Source organism: Hydrogenophaga sp. PML113, assembly GCF_001777155.1.
GTDB classification, from domain to species: domain Bacteria; phylum Pseudomonadota; class Gammaproteobacteria; order Burkholderiales; family Burkholderiaceae_C; genus Hydrogenophaga; species Hydrogenophaga borbori.
This window is the reverse complement of record NZ_MIYM01000009.1, coordinates 13,134-32,632: the sequence shown is the minus strand read 5'-3', so window position 1 is coordinate 32,632 and position 19,499 is coordinate 13,134. Positions and strand designations below refer to the sequence as shown.

At 72.0% G+C, this 19,499-nt stretch carries 20 protein-coding genes; 6 read left to right on the top strand and 14 right to left on the bottom strand.

Translation table 11 applies throughout. The features are described from left to right. Nucleotides 1–36: 36 nt before the first annotated feature. Complete coding sequence (locus BHU06_RS16780; RefSeq protein WP_175442876.1) at nt 37–2,394, top strand: PAS domain-containing sensor histidine kinase; 2,358 nt, start codon at nt 37–39, stop codon at nt 2,392–2,394. Between the two features lie 6 nt (nt 2,395–2,400). On the opposite strand, the gene BHU06_RS16775 is transcribed toward BHU06_RS16780, so the two are convergent. The 4 genes from BHU06_RS16775 to BHU06_RS16760 all read right to left on the bottom strand — a co-directional run bounded on the left by BHU06_RS16775 (nt 2,401) and on the right by BHU06_RS16760 (nt 5,322). Further along, the gene (locus tag BHU06_RS16775) at nt 2,401–3,063 is read right to left on the bottom strand and encodes a DUF4136 domain-containing protein (RefSeq protein ID WP_070400361.1); all 663 of its coding nucleotides are present in this window, start codon (nt 3,061–3,063) and stop codon (nt 2,401–2,403) included. Nucleotides 3,064–3,116: 53 nt separating this feature from the next. Beyond that, nucleotides 3,117–4,040 (bottom strand): tRNA 2-thiocytidine(32) synthetase TtcA, encoded by a 924-nt coding sequence (gene ttcA, locus BHU06_RS16770; RefSeq protein ID WP_070400360.1) that lies wholly within the window; start codon nt 4,038–4,040, stop codon nt 3,117–3,119. Nucleotides 4,041–4,163: 123 nt separating this feature from the next. Beyond that, nucleotides 4,164–4,538 carry a dihydroneopterin aldolase gene (locus BHU06_RS16765; RefSeq protein WP_070400359.1) on the bottom strand — a complete coding sequence of 125 codons (375 nt, stop codon included), beginning with the start codon at nt 4,536–4,538 and terminating at the stop codon, nt 4,164–4,166. Between the two features lie 7 nt (nt 4,539–4,545). Next, nucleotides 4,546–5,322, bottom strand: coding sequence for an SDR family oxidoreductase (locus BHU06_RS16760; RefSeq protein ID WP_070400358.1), 777 nt, complete (start codon nt 5,320–5,322; stop codon nt 4,546–4,548). Between BHU06_RS16760 and BHU06_RS16755 the strand changes: the two genes are divergently transcribed. The 5 genes from BHU06_RS16755 to BHU06_RS16735 are packed head-to-tail and all read left to right on the top strand — an operon-like array spanning nt 5,321 to nt 8,472. Beyond that, the gene (locus BHU06_RS16755; RefSeq protein ID WP_070400357.1) at nt 5,321–6,463 is read left to right on the top strand and encodes a class I SAM-dependent methyltransferase; all 1,143 of its coding nucleotides are present in this window, start codon (nt 5,321–5,323) and stop codon (nt 6,461–6,463) included. The two genes, BHU06_RS16760 and BHU06_RS16755, sit on opposite strands and share 2 nt — an antisense overlap. Before the next feature lie 2 nt (nt 6,464–6,465). Continuing rightward, nucleotides 6,466–6,660: a DUF2905 family protein gene (locus BHU06_RS16750; RefSeq protein WP_070400356.1), complete on the top strand. Its 195-nt coding sequence runs from the start codon at nt 6,466–6,468 to the stop codon at nt 6,658–6,660. Nucleotides 6,661–6,704: 44 nt separating this feature from the next. Further along, the gene (trxC, locus tag BHU06_RS16745; RefSeq protein WP_070400355.1) at nt 6,705–7,154 is read left to right on the top strand and encodes a thioredoxin TrxC; all 450 of its coding nucleotides are present in this window, start codon (nt 6,705–6,707) and stop codon (nt 7,152–7,154) included. A gap of 26 nt (nt 7,155–7,180) precedes the next feature. Beyond that, a complete protein-coding gene (gene glk, locus BHU06_RS16740) occupies nt 7,181–8,164 on the top strand; it encodes a glucokinase (protein ID WP_070400354.1) in 984 nt (327 codons plus the stop codon). 53 nt (nt 8,165–8,217) lie between these two features. Next, a complete protein-coding gene (locus tag BHU06_RS16735; protein WP_070400353.1) occupies nt 8,218–8,472 on the top strand; it encodes a hypothetical protein in 255 nt (84 codons plus the stop codon). Nucleotides 8,473–8,503: 31 nt separating this feature from the next. Here the strand turns inward: BHU06_RS16735 and BHU06_RS16730 are convergent, their stop codons facing one another. From BHU06_RS16730 to BHU06_RS16685, 10 genes are all read right to left on the bottom strand, one after another. Beyond that, nucleotides 8,504–8,932, bottom strand: a complete 429-nt coding sequence (locus BHU06_RS16730) for a hypothetical protein (RefSeq protein WP_070400352.1) — start codon at nt 8,930–8,932, stop codon at nt 8,504–8,506. A gap of 111 nt (nt 8,933–9,043) precedes the next feature. Further along, a complete protein-coding gene (locus tag BHU06_RS16725; protein ID WP_070400351.1) occupies nt 9,044–9,955 on the bottom strand; it encodes a mechanosensitive ion channel family protein in 912 nt (303 codons plus the stop codon). Further along, the gene (locus tag BHU06_RS16720; protein ID WP_070400350.1) at nt 9,952–11,346 is read right to left on the bottom strand and encodes a trehalose-6-phosphate synthase; all 1,395 of its coding nucleotides are present in this window, start codon (nt 11,344–11,346) and stop codon (nt 9,952–9,954) included. The genes BHU06_RS16725 and BHU06_RS16720 overlap by 4 nt, the downstream gene beginning before the upstream one ends. Then, nucleotides 11,343–13,169 carry a glycoside hydrolase family 15 protein gene (locus BHU06_RS16715; RefSeq protein ID WP_083293284.1) on the bottom strand — a complete coding sequence of 609 codons (1,827 nt, stop codon included), beginning with the start codon at nt 13,167–13,169 and terminating at the stop codon, nt 11,343–11,345. Before BHU06_RS16715 ends, BHU06_RS16720 begins: the two co-directional genes overlap by 4 nt. Continuing rightward, complete coding sequence (gene otsB / locus BHU06_RS16710) at nt 13,166–13,900, bottom strand: trehalose-phosphatase (RefSeq protein WP_070400349.1); 735 nt, start codon at nt 13,898–13,900, stop codon at nt 13,166–13,168. The genes BHU06_RS16715 and otsB overlap by 4 nt, the downstream gene beginning before the upstream one ends. A gap of 101 nt (nt 13,901–14,001) precedes the next feature. Continuing rightward, entirely contained in the window at nt 14,002–15,192 is a 1,191-nt protein-coding gene (locus BHU06_RS16705) for a hypothetical protein (RefSeq protein ID WP_070400348.1), read from the bottom strand. A gap of 58 nt (nt 15,193–15,250) precedes the next feature. Next, nucleotides 15,251–15,949: a glutathione S-transferase family protein gene (locus BHU06_RS16700; protein ID WP_070400347.1), complete on the bottom strand. Its 699-nt coding sequence runs from the start codon at nt 15,947–15,949 to the stop codon at nt 15,251–15,253. Nucleotides 15,950–16,059: 110 nt separating this feature from the next. After that, nucleotides 16,060–16,371, bottom strand: a complete 312-nt coding sequence (locus BHU06_RS16695; RefSeq protein ID WP_070400346.1) for a metal-sensitive transcriptional regulator — start codon at nt 16,369–16,371, stop codon at nt 16,060–16,062. Between the two features lie 102 nt (nt 16,372–16,473). After that, a complete protein-coding gene (locus tag BHU06_RS16690) occupies nt 16,474–17,427 on the bottom strand; it encodes a complex I NDUFA9 subunit family protein (protein WP_070400345.1) in 954 nt (317 codons plus the stop codon). Between the two features lie 26 nt (nt 17,428–17,453). Next, nucleotides 17,454–19,478: a lytic transglycosylase domain-containing protein gene (locus BHU06_RS16685; RefSeq protein WP_175442875.1), complete on the bottom strand. Its 2,025-nt coding sequence runs from the start codon at nt 19,476–19,478 to the stop codon at nt 17,454–17,456. Nucleotides 19,479–19,499: the final 21 nt, after the last annotated feature.

Sequence of the window (19,499 nt, the reverse complement as noted above, 5' to 3'; positions counted from 1 at the left end):
ATGAAATGTACCGGGCCTTGCGAGACAATGCCGCGCATGGCCACGCCCGATGGCGACTTCTCATCGCTGTTCAACTTCCTGCCGATCGGCGCCTACCGCAGCGCCCCCGACGGCCGGATGATCCGGGCCAACGAGGCCCTGGTGCGCTTCAACGGCCACGACAGCGAAGCCTCGCTGATCGCTGGCGTCGGCGACATCGCCGCCGAGTGGTACGTGGACCCGCGCCGGCGCGACGACTTCCGTCGCCTGCTGGAGCGCGACGGCTTCGTGCGCGGCTTTGTGTCGGAGGTGTTTCGCCACAAGACACGCGAACGGGCCTGGGTCAGCGAGAACGCGCACGCCGTGCGCGACGCGGCCGGCCAGGTGCTGCACTACGAAGGCACGGTGGAAGACATCACCGAACGCGTGCTGCAGCAGCGCTCCATGCGGGAGCAGCAGGAGCGCATGCAGGCGCTGGCCGACCAGATCCCCGGCGTGGTGTTTTCGATCGTCGTGCGCCACGACGGCTCGCGCCGCTACCGCTACGTGAGCTCGGGCGCGCGCGAGTTGCTGGGCGTCGAGCCCGAGGCCCTGGTGAACGACCCCACGCTGATCTCGCGCCTGCTGCACCCCGACGAAGCCCCGCGCCTGGTGTCCGAGACGCAGGCACTGCTGGATGGCAAGGCGGTGCTCTCGGGCGAATTTCGCGTCGTCACACCCGAGGGGGTCCTCAAGTGGGTTCACAACCGCTCCTGTGAGGTCTACCGCGACGAGGAAGGCGTGCACCGCGTGGGCGTTCTGCTCGACATCACCGAGCCCAAGCGCATGGAGGAGGCGCTTCACCGCAGCGAGGCGCTCTGGAAGATGGCGCTGGAGAGCGCGGGCGACGGCGTGTGGGACTGGAACCTGGCAACGGGCGAGGAATACCTGTCCGACAGCCTGCTGTCGATGTACGGCTATTCGCGCGAAGACGTTCATGGCTTCGCCTCCGACCTGGACGAGCGCACGCACCCGGACGATCTGGCCGCCATGCTCGTCGCGCGCCAGGCGCATTTCGAGGGGCGCATACCCGTCTACCGCAACGAGCACCGGGTTCGCACGCGCGATGGCCGCTGGATATGGGTGCTCACGCGCGGCGCCGCGGTGGAGCGCGACGCCCAGGGCCGCCCGACGCGCCTGGTCGGCACGCACACCGACATCACGGAGATCAAGCAGGCGGAGGAGCAGCAGCGCCAGTTCGAGGCGCAGTTGCGCGAGCGCCAGAAGATGGAGGCCATCGGCACCCTGGCCGGCGGCGTGGCGCACGACTTCAACAACCTGCTGGCGGCCATCCTGGGCAACCTGGTGCTGGCCCGCGAGGACGTCGGACCCGAGCATCCCGCGCAGGAAAGCCTGGCCGAGATCCATCGCGCGGCCATCCGGGCCCGCCAGCTCGTGCAGCAGATCCTCACCTTCAGCCGCCGCCAGGCCCAGACCATGGAGCGGCAGGCCCTGTTGCCCCTGGTGGAAGAAGCGCTGCGCCTGATGCGCACGCTGCTGCCGGCGGGCGTGCGCCTGGACACGCGCCTGTCGCCGGCGCCGCTGTGCGTCATGGCGGATGGCACCCAGGTGCAGCAGGTGCTGATGAACCTGTGCAGCAACGCCTGGCAGGCTTTTGCGGGCCGTGCTGGCGAGATCACCGTGGCCCTGGGCGCCGAATCCGTCGACGCCGCCCGGGCGCTGCGCCTCGGGGGCATGGGCCCCGGCGACTACGCGTGCCTGAGCGTGGCCGACAACGGCCCCGGCATGGACACCGACACCCAGCGGCGTGTGTTCGAGCCCTTCTTCACCACCAAGCCGCCAGGGGAGGGCACGGGCCTGGGCCTCGCGGTGGTGCACGGCATCGTCAAAGCGCACAAGGGCACCATCACCCTGGACAGCACACCCGGACACGGCACGCGGTTCGATGTCTACCTGCCGCTGGCGCCGGGCGATGGCACCCCTGGCATGCCCTTGACAGAAGCGCGGGACGACCCGGGCGCGCTGCGCGCGCTGAGCGGACGGCATGTGCTGTACGTGGACGACTACGAGGCGCTGGTGGGGCTGGTGCAGCGCCTGCTCAGTCGCCAGGGCGTGCGGGTGACGCCGTTCGTTTCGGGGCAGGCGGCCATCGACTGGCTCGCGGCACACCCCGGAGAACCCGCTGATCTGCTGGTGACGGACCAGAACATGCCGGGTCTGTCGGGCCTGGAGGTGGCGCGCGCCGCGCGGGCGCTGCGCCCCGACTTGCGCGTGGCCATCGTGTCGGGGCAGGTGAACGAGTGGCTGGTGGACGAGGCCGCCGCCGCCGGGGTGCGCGAGGTGCTGTCCAAGCAGGACAGCATGGACGCGTTGGCGCAGGCGATCCGGGAACTGTTGGCCGCTGCCCCCGCCTGAGGCGCCTCAGCGTGGCACTTCGATGTTGACCTGCCGCAGGCCCGCGGGCGGCGCCGGGAAGCCCTGCAGCGCGGCGTCGAGCATGGCCGTCCACAGCGCGGGCGTGCTGTTCCAGCGGCCATCGTGCGCGGCGCGCGTCTCGTACACCACGCGCCCGCTGGCGGCGTCGCGGATCACCAGCGACACCGCGCGCTGGTAGTAGGGCGTCTCGAAGCGCGGGGCCATCATGGGGAAGAAGACCACCTGGCCGGTGCCCGTTACCACGTAGTCGCGTCCGGGCATGGCGAAAGGCGATCCGAAGGGCCCCCAGCCCCAGGTGTCCCAGGGGTCTTCCCAGGGCGCGCGCGGCAGGCGCACGTTGCTGGCGCCCACCTGAACCGCCCAGGGGGCCGACACGTTGGCGGCGGCGCGCGTCCAGCCCAGCTTGGCCAGCGCGGCCTCGGCGTAGCGCTCCAACTCGTCCTGGCCGCGCGCGGCGCGCTGGTCCTGCTGCTGCGAGGGCAGGCGCTCGAAGCGGTAGACCTGCGGCGGCGCGGGCACCGCCGCGTTGGCCGCGCGGTCCTGCCAGCGCGGAAAGCTCTCCACCTGGTTGTCGACCAGGATGACGGACGCGCAGCCCGACAGCAGCAGCGCGGCCAGGGCAAGGGCGAAAAGGCGGATCGAGGGCATGGACGTCTCCTGCATTGAGGGGCCCTTCGTGGCTGGCGTGGTGCGACGGCGCCTCAGCTGGCTTCGGTGGCGATGGGTATGACCGCGCGCGGCGCGGCCGGGTTCCCCTGCGGCGCGGGCGCGGCGCAGGCCTCGGCGGCCGGCGCGGCCACGGGCTCGTCGTCGAAGGCCTTGTCGCCGCTGTCGTCCGGCACGCCGGTGGCGCGCAGCGTTTCAAACGGAAACAGCGCGCGGTCCATCAGGTGGCTGGGCACCACGTTCTGCAGCGCGCTGGCCATGTTCTCCACCCGGCCGGGGTACTTCTTCTCCCACTCGCGCAGCAGGTTGCCCACCTGCTTGCGCTGCAGGTTTTCCTGGCTGCCGCACAGGGTGCAGGGAATGATGGGGAACTGGCGCAGCTCGGCCCAGCGCACCAGGTCTTTCTCGGGCACGTAGGCCAGGGGCCGGATCACCACGTGCTTGCCGTCGTCGCTCACCAGCTTGGCCGGCATGCCCTTGAGCTTGGCGCCGAAGAACAGGTTGAGCAGCAGGGTCTGCAGGATGTCGTCGCGGTGGTGGCCGAGCGCGATCTTGGTGGCGCCGAGTTCGTCGGCCACGCGGTAGAGGATGCCGCGGCGCAGCCGGCTGCACAGGCTGCACAGGGTCTTGCCCTCGGGGATCACGCGCTTGACGATGGAGTAGGTGTCCTGGTTCTCGATGTGGAACTTCACGCCCAGCTTCGTCAGGTACTCGGGCAGCACGTGCTCGGGGAAGCCGGGCTGCTTCTGGTCGAGGTTGACCGCGATCAGCTCGAACTTCACCGGCGCGCGCTGCTGCAGCTTCAGCAGGATGTCGAGCAGGCCGTAGCTGTCTTTGCCGCCCGAGAGGCAGACCATGACGCGGTCGCCTTCCTCGATCATGTTGTAGTCGACGATGGCGCGCCCGACCTCGCGGCACAGCCGCTTCTCGAGCTTGTGGTTTTCCAATTCAATGTTCATGGCCATTCCTTGGCGAGCGCCAGCCCGCATAACCCAGGGATGCCACGGAACCGGCTTCGCCGGGCCGTCGGCATCGCCCCCCTGGAGGGGGCAGGCGCGCAGCGCCGCAGGGGGTGTCTCTGTTCACCACTGCCCGCTTTCCATGCGGATGGCGACCTCGCAGTCCTCGAAGATTTCCAGCTTGGCGATCTTCACGCGCACGCCGATCACGCCGGGCAGCTGCATGAGCCGCCGTGTGAGCTTGCCGATCAGGCTCTCCAGCAGGTTCACGTGCTCGGCGGTGCACTCGTCGATGATGATCTGGCGCACCTTGCGGTAGTCGAGCACGTGGGTGATGTCGTCGTCCTTGGGCAGCAGGGGCTGCGTGCCCTGGTTGAGCTCGGCGTCCACCTGGATGGGCTGCGGCGCGTGTTTTTCGCGGTCGAGGATGCCCAGGTTGGCGTCGAAGCGCAGGCCGGTGAGGGTGAGGATCTGGGTGGCGGCGGTCGTGGGGATCATGCGGTCCTCACATGAGGGAGAAGTCGCGCTCGAAGCGCATCAGGTGCTGGCCGCCGTCCACCAGCAGCGTGGTGCCGGTGATGGAGCCGTTGTCCAGCGCGAAGGCCACGGCGGCGGCCACGTCGGCCGCGGTGGACGAGCGGCCCAGCGGCGACTGGCGGTGCAGTTGCTCGAACCGGTCGTCGCTGAGCAGGTGGCTGGTGAGCGTGAGCCCGGGCGCCACGCCCACCACCCGCACGCGCGGGGCCAGGGCCAGCGCCAGCATGGTGTTGGCCGCTTCCAGCGCCGCCTTGGACAGGGTGTAGCTGAAGAAGTCGGGGTTCATGTTCCACAGCTTCTGGTCCAGCAGGTTCACCACCGCGCCGCGCGCGTCGCGCTCGGCCAGGTGGGCGTGCAGGGCCTGGGCCAGCAGCACGGGCGCGCCGGTGTTGGCGCGCAGGTGGGCTTCCATGGTGGCGAAGTCGAAGCTGCCGGCGCTGTCGTGTTCGAAGGTGGAGGCGCTGTTGACCACCGCGTCCACGGCGCCGAAGCGCGCGGCCACGGCGGGCAGCAGGGCGCGCGCGCCGGCCTCGTCCGACAGGTCGGCGAAGAAGGTGTGGGCGCTGCCGGCGCGGCCGCTCGCGGCCTCGCAGTCGGTCGCCGTCTGGCGGGCCTCGTCGAGCGAGTGGCGGTGGTGCACGGCCACGTTCCAGCCGGCGCGCGCCAGGGTGAGGGCGATCTCCCGGCCCAGGCGCCGGCCGGCGCCGGTAACCAGCGCGGTGCGGGGCGGATGAGGGGAGGGCATGGGTGACAATCGGCGCGTGAACGCCCCATTCGTGAACCAGCCCGGGAGTGTAGCCAGCGCCCTGTCGGCGCGCATCGGCACGGCCATCGACGCGGCCGGCGGCCACATCCCCTTCGAGCGCTTCATGAGCATGGCGCTGTACGAGCCGGGCTTGGGCTACTACGCCACGGCCACGCCCAAATTCGGCCATTTCCCGGCCCAGGGCAGCGATTTCGTCACCGCGCCCGAGCTCACGCCGCTGTTCGCCCGCGCGCTGGCGCGCCAGGTGGCGCAGGCCCTGCAGGCCACGGGCACGCGCGAGGTGTGGGAATTCGGCGCCGGCAGCGGTGCGCTGGCGGCCGGGCTGATCGCGGCGCTGGACGCGGCGGGCGAGCGCCTGGAGCGCTACACCATCGTCGACCTGCCGGGCGAGCTGCGCCAGCGCCAGCGCGAGCGCCTCGCGGCCTTCGGCGATCGCGTGCGCTGGGTCGAGGTGCTGCCCGAGCGCTTCGAGGGCGTGCTGGTGGGCAACGAAATCCTCGACGCCATTCCCGTGACGCCGCTGGCGCGCCTCGGCGGGGTCTGGCACGAGCGGGTGGTCGTGCGCGCCGGCGAGGGCTTTGCCTGGGCGGAGCGGCCTACCGCCCTGCGCCCGCCGCTGGCGGTGCCCGGCGAGCACGACTACACCACCGAGGTGCACCCGCAGGTCGAGGCCTTCGTGCGCACCATCGCCGATCGGCTGGCGCGCGGCGCGGCCCTGTTCATCGACTACGGTTTCCCCGAGGCCGAGTACTACCACCCGCAGCGCCACATGGGCACGCTGGTGGCGCACCGCGCCCACCGCAGCGACGACGCCGTGCTCGATCACCCGGGCGAGAAGGACATCACCGCGCACGTGAACTTCACCGGCGTGGCAGTGGCGGCGCAGGACGCGGGGCTGGACGTCATCGGCTACACCAGCCAGGGGCGTTTCCTCATCAACCTGGGCCTGGTCGAGCTCGCGCAGGGCGCCGACCCGCGCGAGCGCTCGCGCATGCAGATGCTGGTGCTCGAGCACGAGATGGGCGAGCTGTTCAAGGTCATCGCGCTGGCGCCGCCCGCCAGCGCCGGGGGCTGGACGCCGATCGGCTTCGCGCAGGGCGACCGCACCCACCGGCTCTGAGCATGATCCGCTGGATGATCGTCATCTTCCTGGCCCTGCTGCTCATCAGCTGGGCCACGCCGCTGCTGCGCCGCCTGGGCCTGGGGCGGCTGCCGGGCGACCTGCGGTTCCGCGCCTTCGGCCGCGACTGGTTCCTGCCCTTCGCCAGCACCGTGCTGCTGAGCTTCATCGCCAGCCTCATCGGCTACCTGGTCTGAGCCGACGGGCTTGCAATCGGCGCGCCGGCCTTCATCTGAAGACCATGAACGCCACCGCCGCCCCCCTGCACCTCGTCTGCCCGCACTGCGGCACCACCAACCGGCTCGCGCCCGACGCGCTGGACCGCGCGCCGGATTGCGGCCGCTGCCACGCCCCGCTGTTCACGGGCGCGCCGGTGGCGCTGGACGAGGCCGGCCTGCGCAAGACCATCGAACGCTCCGATCTGCCGGTGCTGGTGGACTTCTGGGCGCCCTGGTGCGGCCCCTGCCGTGCGATGGCTCCGCAGTTCGAGGCGGCGGCGCGCGAACTCGAGCCGCGCGTGCGGCTGGTGAAGCTCAACACCGAAGAGACACCCGCGCTGTCGGCGGCGATGAACATCCGCAGCATTCCCACGCTGGCGCTGTTCTCGGGCGGCCGCGAGATCGCGCGCCAGCCCGGTGCCATGGGCGCGGCCGACATCGTGCGCTGGGCGCGCGCCCACCTGCCCCGCTGAGGCGGCGCGGCCTATCATCGGCCGCCATGAGCCAGCGCATCCCCAGCCCCGGTGGCCGGCTGCTCGCCGACATCGGCGGCACGAACGCCCGTTTCGCTTTCCAGTCCGCGCCCGGTGAGCCCTTGAGCGAGGTGCGCGTGCTGCCCGTGGCCCGCTACCCGGCGGTGCAGGACGCCTTGCGCGAGTACCTGGGGGGCCTGGGCCCGCGCCGCGTGCGCGCCGCGGCCATCGCCATCGCCAACCCGGTCACGGGCGACGCGGTGCGCATGACCAACCACGACTGGGCTTTTTCGCAGCGCGCGCTGCAGGCCGAGATGGGCTGGGAGCGCCTGCGCGTGCTCAACGACTTCACCGCGCTGGCCCTGGCGCTGCCGGTGCTGCCGGCGAGCGATCTGCGCCAGCTGGGCGGCGGCGACGCCGTGCCGCGCGCCGCGCGCGCGCTGCTGGGGCCCGGCACGGGGTTGGGCGTCTCGGGCTTGCTGCCCTGCGGCGGGGACGGCTGGGTGCCGCTGGAGGGCGAGGGCGGCCACGTCACGCTGCCGGCCGCCACACCGCGCGAGCGACTGCTGATGGACGCGCTGGCGGCGCGCCACGGCCGGGCCTCGGCCGAGCGCGTGTGCTCGGGCGCGGGCCTGCTCGAGAGTTTTCGCGTGCTCTGCGAGGCCGACGGCGTGGCCGTGCGGGGTGTGGAGCGGGCGGCCGACGTGACCGAGGCCGCGCTCCAGCACGGCCAGCCGCAGGCGCTGGAGGCGCTGAACCTCTTCTGCGCGCTGCTGGGCTCGGTGGCCGGCAACCTCGCGCTCACGCTGGGCGCGCGCGGTGGGGTGTACCTGGGCGGCGGCATCGTGCCGCGCCTGGGCGCCTGGTTCGACACCTCGCCCTTTCGCGCGCGCTTCGAGGACAAGGGCCGCTTCAACGGCTACCTGCGCGCCATTCCGGTGTGGGTGATCACCGCGCGCGAATCGCCCGCGCTGCTGGGCGCGGCGCGCGGCCTGGACGGCTTGGACTGAGCCCCGCCTTGCGCTAACCTGGGCCCTCGCCCGCTGCGTCACCAGGAGACCCCATGACCACCCCGCTCAGAACCGTGCTCGTCTTCACCCCCGAGGACCAGGCCTGGCTGCGGCGCATGCAGCTGGTGGTGCCCGACTACTGGCGAGGCCACGGCGCCGCGCCCATGCCGGGCGACGTGTTCCGCGTCGGCGGGCGCCAGTTCACCATCCAGGGCCGCCTGTGGGAGCACGACCTGCAGGGCCCGATGCTGCGCGTCTTCGTGGGTTCGGCCCACGCGGAGAGCGATTCGGTGTTCGCGGGCATGTGAGGGCGGCGGCCGAGGCGCGCGCCGGCGCGCCTCAGCTGTCGTCCACGTCCCACTCGAACGCGCAGCGCTTGCAGCACACCGGTACCAGGCGCGCCGCGCCGTCCTCGCCGCCGCGGCGGCGCACCGGCCGCTCCGACAGGCTCAGCTGCCCATAGGCGTGGCAGCGCGGGCAGTTGGCCTGGTTGGCCACTTCCTCAGCGTGCATCAGCAGGTAGGCGTAACGCTGCAGCGCCCACAGCGTGATGCCGCCGGTGAGCACCACAAAGGCGGTGTCCATCAGCTTATCGCCCACGCTGGCGCCGTCGAAGGCCTCGAAGCTCGCCAGCATGGCCACGGCGGCCAGCACCGCCAGGGCCATGTGCGCGTGGCTGGAGAGCAGCTCGCGCTCGTACCACTTGCGAAACCCCAGGCGCCGGATGCCTTCGGCGAGCGGCGGGTTCAACGGGTTGGATGCGGGCATGGCGGCCTCCGGTGGTCGAAGGCGCATGGTGGCACTGCGCCCGGCGCCGGACCAAGGCCGTCTGGCAATCCTGCGCGCCGCGCTCGGGCAATTGGCCGGGCAGGCGGCCGTTCAGCGCGTCGCCGCGGCGGCGGCGGCCTCGCGCAGGCTGGCGGCGTTGGCGGCCTCGGCGTCGGCGTGCACCGTGAGGTTGGGGTAGGGCAGGCGGATGCCGCGCGCGACGAACGCGCCCTTGAGCCGGCGCAGGAACTCGCGGCGGACGCCCCACTGCTCGATGGGCAGGGTGCGGAAGCGGCAGCGGATCACCACCGAGGCGTTGTCCCAGCGCTCCACGCCGGCCACCTCCAGGTCGGCCAGGATGCGGTCGCCGAAGGCCTCGTCGGCCCGCAGCCCGGCGGCGACCTCGCGGATGACCCGGACCACGGCGTCCACGTCCTCGTGCACCGAGACGGCGATGTCGCAGACCGCCTGGCTGAAACCGCGCGTCATGTTGATCACCGTGGTGATGGTGCCGTTGGGCACGTAGTGCACGTTGCCGTCGTAGTCGCGCAGCTGCACGTAGCGCAGCGTGACTTCCTCGACCACGCCGGAGTGGCTGCCGAGCTGCACCACGTCGCCCTGGCGGATCTGGTTCTCCAGCAGCAGGAAGAAGCCGGTGAAGTAATCCTTCACCAGGCTCTGCGCGCCAAAGCCCACGGCCAGGCCGACCACGCCGGCGGCGCCGAGGATGGGCGCCACCGATACGCCCAGTTCGCCCAGCACCAGCATGCCCGCGATCAGGCTGACCACCACCACGACCAGGTAGCGGAACACGCGGCTGAGCGTCTCGGCGCGCTTGATCGCCTCGCGGTCGTCGTCGAGCCGGCCGGCCACGCGGTTGCGCAGCAGGCGGATGGCGCGCTGGGCGACGCGGACCACGACCCAGGCCAGGATCAGGATGAGCACGATGCGCAGCCCGCTGGTGGCCAGGCTGCCGAGGCCCTGCCACCAGCCGGTGGCGATGTCGATGAGGTTGTCGTTCATGCTTCTTTCTCCGGTTCTTGTGTGTCGCGCAAGGCGCGCAGGAAGCTCTCGCGCCACCAGTGCACGTCCTGCGCGCGGATGCGTTGCAGCAACGCCGCGTGGCGCTGCTGGCGCTCGGCCAGCGGCATCTGCAGCGCGCGTTGAATGGTTTCGGCGGTGCGCGCCGTGTCGTAGGGGTTGACCAGCAAGGCCTCGCTCATCTGCTCGGCCGCGCCCGCGAAGCGCGAGAGCACGAGCACGCCGGGGTCGGCCGGGTCCTGCGCGGCCACGAATTCCTTGGCCACCAGGTTCATGCCGTCGCGCAGCGGCGTGACCAGCGCCACCGCGGCCGCGCGGTACAGGCCGGGCAGGCGCTTGCGCGCCACGTTGCGGTGGATGTAGCGCAGCGGCATCCAGTCGAGTTCGCCGTGCTCGCCGTTGATGGCGCCCGACAGGCTCTCCAGTTCGGCGCGCAGCGCGGCGTAGGCGTCCACCGATTCGCGGCTGGGCGAGGCGATCTGGATCAGCGTGGCGCTGCCCTGGTTCTCGGGGTAGTTCTGCAGCAGGGTGCGAAAGGCCTTGAGGCGCTGCGGCAGGCCCTTGGAGTAGTCCATGCGCTCCACGCCCACCAGCAGGCGGCGGCGCGCGTAGTCGCTGCGCAGCTGCTCGAACATCTCGCGCGCGTCCTTGCCTTCGCCCAGGGCCTGGAACTCGTCCACGTCGATGCCGATGGGGAAGGCGCGCACCTGCAGGGTCTTGCCGAAGGCGTGCCAGCCGTGCTGGCCCACCCATTGCGCGCGCAGTTCGTCGCTGGCGTAACGCTCGAAGTGCGTGACGTCGGTCTGGCTCTGGAAACCCACGAGGTCGTACGCGAAGAGCGAGCGCATCAGCCAGTCGTGCTCGGGCAGCGCGGCCAGCATCAGCGGCGGCGGCAAGGGCACGTGCAGGAAGAAGCCGATGCGTTGCTCGCAGCCCATGGCGCGCAGCTCGGCCGCCAGCGGGATCAGGTGGTAGTCGTGCACCCAGATGGTGTCGTCGGGCCGCAGCAGGGCCTTGAGTTTCTGCGCGAAGAGCTGGTTCACGCGCCGGTAGCCCGCGATGCCGCCGCTGTCGAAGTCGGCCAGGTCGAGCCGGTAGTGCAGCACCGGCCACAGCACGCCACTGCTGTAGTTCAGGTAGTAGCTGTCGTGGTCCTCGCGGCTGAGGTCCAGGGTGGCGAGCTGCACCGCGCCGGCCTGCTGGCGGTTGACCTCGCCCTGGCCCGGCGCGCCGTTCTCGGCGATGCGCCCGCTCCAGCCGAACCACAGGCCACCGCTGGCCTCCAGCGCCTGGCCCAGCGCCACGGCCAGGCCACCGGCCGCGGTCTTGCGCGGATCGGCGATGCGGTTGGAGACGACGACGAGGCGGCTCATACCACCGAATCCCAGTGCGCGGACAGGCGAACGGCGGCGTTGATCAGGCCCACCATCGAATAGGTCTGCGGGAAGTTGCCCCACATCTCGCCGGTGGTGGCGTGCGTGTCCTCGGACAGCAGGCCCAGCGGGTTGCGCACCGCGAGCATGGCCTCGAAGACCTCGCGCGCCTCGCGCACGCGCCCGGTGCGCGCCAGCGCGTCGATGCGCCAGAAGGTGCAGATGTTGAAGGCCACCTCGGGCTTGCCGAAGTCGTCGGCGGCCTCGTAGCGGCGCATGTAGGGCCCGTCGCACAGGTGGGCCTCCAGCGCGTGCAGCGTGGAGAGGAAGCGCGGGTCCTTGGGGTCGATGAAGCCGACCTCGGCCATCAGCAGCACGCTGGCGTCCAGGTCGTGGTCGCCGAAGGCCGCGGCGAAGGCCTGGCGTTGCTCGCTCCAGGACTCGGCCAGGATGCGCTCGCGCATGGCCTGCGCGTGGCCCGCCCAATAGGCGGCGCGATCGGGCAGGTGCAGGGTGCGCGCGATCTTGGCCAGCCGGTCGCAGGCGGCCCAGTTCATCAGCGCCGAGGAGGTGTGCACGCGCGCGCGGGTGCGCAGCTCCCACATGCCGGCGTCGGGCTGGTCGAAGACGCGCCGCGCGTGCTCGCCCACGGCCTCCAGCCGCTCGAACTCGGCGCGCCCCGGTGGGTGCAGCAGCCGGCGGTCGTGGAAGGCCTGAGAGGACGCGAGAACGATGTTGCCGTACACGTCGTGCTGGAAGTGTTCGTGCGCCTGGTTGCCCGCGCGCACCGGGCCCATGCCGCGGTAGCCCGGCAGGGTGTCGACGATCCGCTCCGGCAAATGGCGTTCCAGCCCCACGCCGAAGAGCGGCTGCACGTGGCCGCCGCTGTCCAGGCGCGCGCTGCCCACCACCACGTCGGACAGCCAGCGCAGGTAGTCCTCCATGGTGCCGATCTCGGACAGGCTGTTGAGCGCGCGCACCACGAAGAAGGCGTCGCGCAGCCAGCAGTAGCGGTAGTCCCAGTTGCGCTGGCTGTTCGGCGCCTCGGGGATGCTGGTGGTCATGGCGGCGACGATGGCGCCGGTGTCCTCGAACAGGGAGAGCTTGAGCGTGATGGCCGCGCGGATCACCGCCTCCTGCCACTCCAGCGGCAGCGCCAGGCGCTGGCTCCAGGTGCGCCAGTAGGCGCGTGTTTCCTGTTCGAAGTGGCGCGCCACGTCGCCCACGCTGCCGGCGACGGTTTCGTCGGGGCCGAGCAGGAAGTTGTGCTCGTGCACCAGCAGGAAGGGCTCGCTGGAGAGCACGTGGCTGATGGGCGCGTCGGTGTAGAGGCGCAGGGTGAGGTCCTCGCCCACGTAGCGCACGTGGTTGCTGCCCGAGGTGATGCGCGGCGCCTGCGAGCCCCAATGGAAGCGCGGCGCCAGGCGCACGCGGATGCGCGGCGTGCCCTTGAGCGCGCGCACGCGCCGCACGATCTGCATGGGCCGGAAGAAGCGCCCGCGCGCGGCGAAGCGCGGCGCGAAGTCGACCACCTGCAGGCCCTGGCCGTGCCGGTCCCACAGCTCGGTCACGAGCACGGCGGTGTTGGGTTCGTAGCGCTGGCGCGTCTCGGCCAGGTCCTCGATTTCGATGGCCCAGGAGCCGGACTCGCCGTCGGCGCCGCCCAGCAGCGAACAGAACACGGGGTCGCCGTCGAAGCGCGGCAGGCAGCTCCAGACGATGCGCGCGCGCGCATCGACCAGCGCGCCGATGGTGCAGTTGCCGATCACGCCCAGGTGCAGCGACGCGGCTGCTGGCGAGGCGAATCCACTGGCGGGGGTCATGGCGAAACCTCGTTGGTTTGTTGTCGCAACCAGTCGCGCAGGGCCTGGGGGCTGTCGCAGCGCAGGCGCGCCGCGCTCGGCCCCTGGCCTACTTTGATGCCGTCGCCACCGTGCGACTGGACCACCGCGAAGCCGTCCTCGTCCGTCACGTCGTCGCCCGCGAACACCGGCCGGCGGCCGGCGAAGGGCGGCTCGCGCAGGAAGCCGGCGATGGCGGCGCCCTTGCTGGTGTGCGCGGCCTTCACTTCCACCACGGCTTTGCCCTGCAGCAGGCGCAGGTCGGGGTGGTTGGCGATGGCCTGGAACATCGCCTCCACGCAAGCCGGTCCCAGTTCGGGCGCGGCGCGGTAGTGCAGGGCCAAGGCGGTCTGCTTCACCTCCAGCAGCAGCGCCGGGTGGCGGGCCGCGAAGGCCTGCGCCGCCATGACCACGGGGCCCAGCTCGGGCGTCACGGCCAGTCGGTCGACGCCATCGGCGCCCACGCGCAGCGCGCCGTGTTCGAAGGCGCCGGGCCAGCGCTGCACCGGCAGCCAGCGCTGCAGGTCGATGCGGGCGCGGCCGGTGACCAGCGCGAGCGCGCCCCCCAGCCGCTCGTGCAGGGCATCGAGCAGGCTCGGCAAATCGGGAGGGATCCGCACCGCATCGGGTCGGCTGGCCAGTTCGGCCAGGGTGCCGTCGAAGTCCAGAAACAGTGCCGACCCATGGGTCGACAGCGTGGGCAGCGTCGTCATCAGCCCGCCACCGTACCTTGGCCCCGCCCCTGGGGCAAGTTGCGGCGGCTTTGTCCGAGCCCTCGGGTGAGAGACTGCGCCAGCGCTTGACGCGCGCGGCTTCAGTCGTTCCAGATGTCGCGTTGCAGCAAATAGTGGAGGCGAGCTGTGTGTAGGCGCTCACCTACCTGCTCGCCCATGGCGCCATCGGCCTGGGCCTGGCGCACGGCGGCGGCGCTGTCGAAGCCCAACAGGGCCTGCAGCGCCCGATCGAGGCGGCGGATGCTGCGCCGCACCGCGGCGGCGCCGTCGGGATCCGCCAGGGCCAGGCCTTCGATCACCCGCAGCAGTTCGCGGCAGCGCTCGGGTTTGCGCAGGGCGTCGCAGCGCTGCAGGCGCCGCAGTGCCTCGGCGGCGTCCAGGGCCTGGGGTGCGGGCCAGTCGGCGCGCTCGCGCTGAGCCATCTGCGCCAGCGCCTGCAGGGCATTGGGCACGCGCCAGTGCGCGCCCAGGGCCTGCTGGGCGGCCGCGTCGAGCGGTGCCACCAGCCAGGCCCAGCGCACGGCCAGCGGCGCGCCGGTGAACAGCGGGTGGTTGTCGGCCTCGCCGGGCAGCGCCGTGGGCAGCCGATCGGCCTGCGGGCGCGCGGCCGGCGGCAGCAGCCGGGGCAGGGCGCCGCAGTCGCGCAGGGTGTCGAGCAGCCGGCCGGGCCGGGCCTCCATCAGGCCGCGCGACACCTCCTGCCACACGCGCTCGGCCACCAGGTGGTCGGCCTCGCCGCGCTCGACCATGGCGCGCATCAGCGCGGCGGTTTCGGGCGCGGCGTCGAAGCCGGGCCAGCGCGCCCGAAACCGCGCCAGCCGCAGGATGCGCACCGGGTCCTCGGCGAAGGCCTCGGTGACGTGGCGCAGCGTGCGCGCGCGCAGGTCGGCCAGGCCGCCCCAGGGGTCGATCAGCGGGGCGCTGTCGGGGTGCTCGGCGTCCTGCGCCGCGACGGCCATGGCGTTGATGGTGAGGTCACGGCGTGCCAGGTCTTGTTCGAGCGTGACGTCGGGCGCGGCGTGGAAGGCGAAGCCGTGGTAGCCGGGCGCGGTTTTGCGCTCGGTGCGCGCGAGCGCGTATTCCTCGCGGGTGCGGGGGTGCAGGAAGACGGGAAAGTCGCGCCCCACGGGCTCGTAGCCCTCGGCCACCATGGCCTCGGGCGTGGCGCCGACGACGACCCAGTCGCGGTCGGCCTGCGCGGGCGCCGGCAGCCCGAGTTCGCGCGCCATGAGCGCGTCGCGCACCGCGCCGCCCACCAGATAGATCTGCATGGGCGCGAGTGTAGGTGGCCGGTTCGGGCCGGTCTCGCGCGGGGCCCGGCCGTGGGCGTCAGCGTGCGGCCGGGCGCAGGCGGTAGGGCTCGTCGAAATCGATGAAGTCGCGCTCTTTCAGGGCGCCGTCCACCCAGGCCGTCACGCCGGGCAGGGCGAGCACGCGGTCGACGTAGGCGCGCACCACGTCCGACACCGGCAGGGCGTAGGTGCGGATGCGCGTGCACACGGGCGCGAAGAAGGCGTCGGCGATGCTGAAGGCGCCGAACAGCAGGCCGTCGCCGGGCTGGGCGGCGAGCAGCTCGCCCCACATGGCCTCCAGGCGCGCGACGTCGGCGCGCAGGCCGGCCTGGTCGCGCCAGAGCAGGGCGCCGGTCTCGGGCAGCGAGGCCTCGATGTTCATGGGGCAGTGGTTGCGCAGGGCCGAGAAGCCGCTGTGCATTTCCGCGCAGACGCTGCGCGCGCGGGCGCGCTGGCGGGCGTCGGTGGGCCAGAGCGACTGGTCGGGGAAGCGCTCGGCCAGGTACTCGGCGATCGCCAGCGAGTCCCAGATGGCGAAGCCGTCGTCGACCAGCGCGGGCACCTTGCCGAGCGGGTTGACGGCCTTCACGCGCTGTTTGAAGACGGAGTCGGCTTCGAAGGAGTCGAAGCGGATGAGGACTTCCTCGAACGGGATGCCGGCCTGGCGCATGAGCACCCAGGGACGCATGGACCAGGACGAGTAATTTTTGTTGCCGATGAACAGTTGCAGGGGCATGGACGGGCTCCGTGAGAAGCCCGCATGCTAGGCGCCCCCGGCGGCCGAATCGATGCGAAAAACGGGCCCGATGGATGCGGGCCCGTCATGAATGCCTGGGTGCGCCGCGGTCAGGCGTATTTTTCGAGGATGCGCGTGGAGCGCTCCACGTCGCGCATGGCCGAACCTTCACCCGCGGACTCGGAAACGGCGGTCATCAGGGAGCAGGCCATCATGCGGTAGAAGGCCTTGTCCATCGCCTTGCGCGCGGCCGACATCTGCTGGGCCACCTCTTCGCAGGAGCGCTCGGTCTGCACCATGTCGATGAGACCGCGGATCTGCCCCTCGATGCGCTTGAGCCGATTGACCACATCGCGCTGGTTTTCGCTGCGCGGTTGGCTGGCGTGGCGGGAGGGGGGCGAAAAACCGTCGTACTGGGTCATGGTCCACCTATCAGTGAAAGGTACTCATTTGCGGAGGCGCGAGTGTGCCCCGAAACACCACCCCCGTACCGTTCGATGGACGCGATTGCGATGATGAAGCGATCAACGTCGCGCCTGCTGCCGCAAATGCAGTAGCTGGCTGCGCGGGTTGCGCTCGCCCAGGTAGGTGGGCGCGATGGCGTGCACGCTGGCGGGCGCGATGCCCAGGCTGTCCAGGCCCGGCAGCGCGCCGCTGGCCACGTTGGGCACCGACAGCGAGGCCACGTTGTCGCGGCTCATGAGCGGCTCGCCGGGCAACAGCTCCAGCAGGGCGGCTTGCCAGCGGCCGACGGCCAGCGGCAGCGGAACCACGGGACGCTGGGTGCTGCCCAGCCGGCCGGCGAGCCGCACCAGTTCGCCCAGCTCCAGCACCTCCGGTCCGGCGCACTCGATGGTGCGGCCGATGCTGGCGCGCCCCCGGGCGTCGTCGCCCAGGCAGGCCGCGACCGCCTCGGCCACGTCTTCCACCCACACCGGCTGCAGGCGCGCGTCGGCGCCGGCCAGCGGCACCACGGGGGAGAAGCGCTGCAGCCGCGCGAACAGGTTGAGGAAGCGGTCGCCGCGCCCGAAGATGACGCTGGGGCGCAGCAGGGTGAGGGCCAGGCCCGAGGCGCGCAGCACCTCTTCGCCGCGCGCCTTGCTGCGCTGGTACATGGAGGGGCCATCGACCGAAGCGCCGAGCGCGCTGATGTGCACCAGGCGGCAGGCCGCGTCGGCCAGGCAGGCCTCGGCGATGGCCAGTGGCAATTCCACGTGCACGCGTTCGAAGGCGGCCTCGTCGCCGTGCAGGATGCCCACCAGATTGACCACCGCATGCTGCCCCTCCATGAGGCGCAGCAGCTGGCGCGTGTCGTGCACGTCGGCCTCGACCACCGTCACGCGCGGCAGGGGCAGCACGGCGGCGGCCTTGGCCGGCTGGCGCGTGGGCACCGTGATGTGCCAGCCGCGCCGCTGCAGCTTCTCGCAGACGTGGCGGCCGACAAAGCCGGTGCCGCCGAGCACGAGGACCTTCTTCATGACGCACCTCCTGGGGCGATGGCTCCTTATGGCAACTCGGTGTTCTCCGCCGGTGCCGCCACGCTGCGCGGCCCGACGGTGCCCAGCCGCTGACGCAGCGACTGCGGCGCGCCGCTCATGAGCGCGGCGTAGTTGACGGTGTTGGTGAGCACGCGCTGCACGTAGTCGCGCGTTTCCTCGAAGGGGATGTTCTCGGCCCAGATCTCGCCGGGCAGCACGGGGCCGTTGCGCCAGGCGCGCGCACGGCCGGGGCCGGCGTTGTAGGCGGCCGCGGCCAGCGGCATCGAGCCCTCGAAGTCGTCGAGCGCGAACTTGAGGTAGGCGGTGCCGATCTGGATGTTGGTGTCGCGCTCGCCGATCTGCTGCGGCTGGAAGTTGGACAGGCCGATCTTGCGGGCCGTCCAGCGCGCGGTGGCCGGCATCACCTGCATCAGGCCCGAGGCGCCCACCTGCGAGCGTGCCTCCACCACGAAGCGGCTTTCCTGGCGGATCAGCCCATACACGTAGGCCGGGTCCAGGCCGATGTCGCGCGTGCGGGCCACCACCTGCTCGCGGTGCGGCGTGGGAAAGCGCTGCTGCATGTCGATGGCCTCGCGGGTGCGCTGGCTGGTGTTGATGCAGCGGTCCCACAGCTGTTCGCGGCAGGCCAGGTCGGCGGCGGCGAGCAGCTCGCGGTCGCCCATGCCGCCGGGCGCGTGCAGCGCGATCTGGTAGTTCCACTCGCGCACCCCTTCGCCGCGCAGGCCCAGGCGGATGGCGGCGAGCGCGCGGCGCAGGCCGGGGTTCTGTTCGGCGGCGCGGCGCTCCTCTGCCGTCAGGGGCTCGGGCGGCGCGGGCGCCACGATGGGCAGGCCCAGCGACTCCATGGCCAGCATGCCGTGGAAGTCGCGCGGCGAGGCGATGGTCTCGTAGATCTCGCGCGCCTGGGCGCGCGCCACGCCGGCGTCGGGGTCCTGCAGGGCCTCGATGGTGCGCGCGCGCCAATAGGTCCAGCCGGTTTCGCCGCGCTGCGCGGGGCTCATGGCGTAGATGGCGTCGCGCACCGCGTCCCAGCGGCCCAGGCGCAGGCCGGCGCGCGCCATCCAGGCCAGGTGGTCGTCGGTCATGAAGCGCAGCTCGCCGCGCGCGAAGTAGCCCAGCGCCTCGGCCTGCAGGCGCTGCGCGCTGCGCTTGCCGATCACGCCCCAGAGCCAGCCGCGCTCCTCGGCCGTGAGCTGGGCGCGCCACTTCAGGCTGTCGAGTTCGCTGGCCGCGGCCGCCGGGTCCTGCGAGGCCAGGCGGATGATGGCCAGCGTGACCAGCTCCTTGGTGCGCGGGCGGATCGCGGTGATCTTGTCGTCGAGGTATTTCGCCGGGTTGGCCGCGACGGCGTCCACCGTGGGCACCGCCTCGGGCCGCACCAGGCCCACGGCCTGGCTGGCCGCGCGGCCGCGGCCGACTTCCATCATGAGCCGCGCGCGCTGCCAGGCCACGGCGGGCCGCAGGTGGCCGCTGGCCAGCAGGGCCTGCGCGGCGGTGGCGCAGCCGTCCTCGGCGTCGCGCTGCGCCAGCCAGAGCTCGCGCACGCGCTCGGCCGCCACCTCGGGCGGCAGCCGGCCGCCGGCGGCGTCCAGCATGACCGTGTAGCAGGTGACCTGGCGGTCGTCGTTCATGCGGAACAGTGGGCGCTCGGTCTCGAAGCGCGCCCAGTCGCGCGCCTTGCCGAGCTGCAGCAGCCAGTCGTTGCGCAGCCGGTCCTCCCAGTAGGTGCCGGCCATGGCGTCGAGCGCGGCGCGGATCTCGGGGGCGGGCGCGCTGTCCAGCCGCACGCGCATTTCCCAGTAGCGCGCCAGCGGCTCCAGCACATGGCCGCGCGCGCTGGGCAGCAGGCGCGTGAGTTCGCCGGACTGGCCGCGGCGGTAGGCCTCGCTCATGGCGAGCAGGGTCTGGTCGGACGCGGCGTTCTGCGCCCAGGCCATGGAAGGCAGCAGCAGCGCCGCCATAATGAGCCGCGCCCCCTGAATGGGGCGGGCCGCGAAACGCGCCATCCAGCGCTTGCGAAATCCCTGCATATCGACCTTCGTGACCACCAG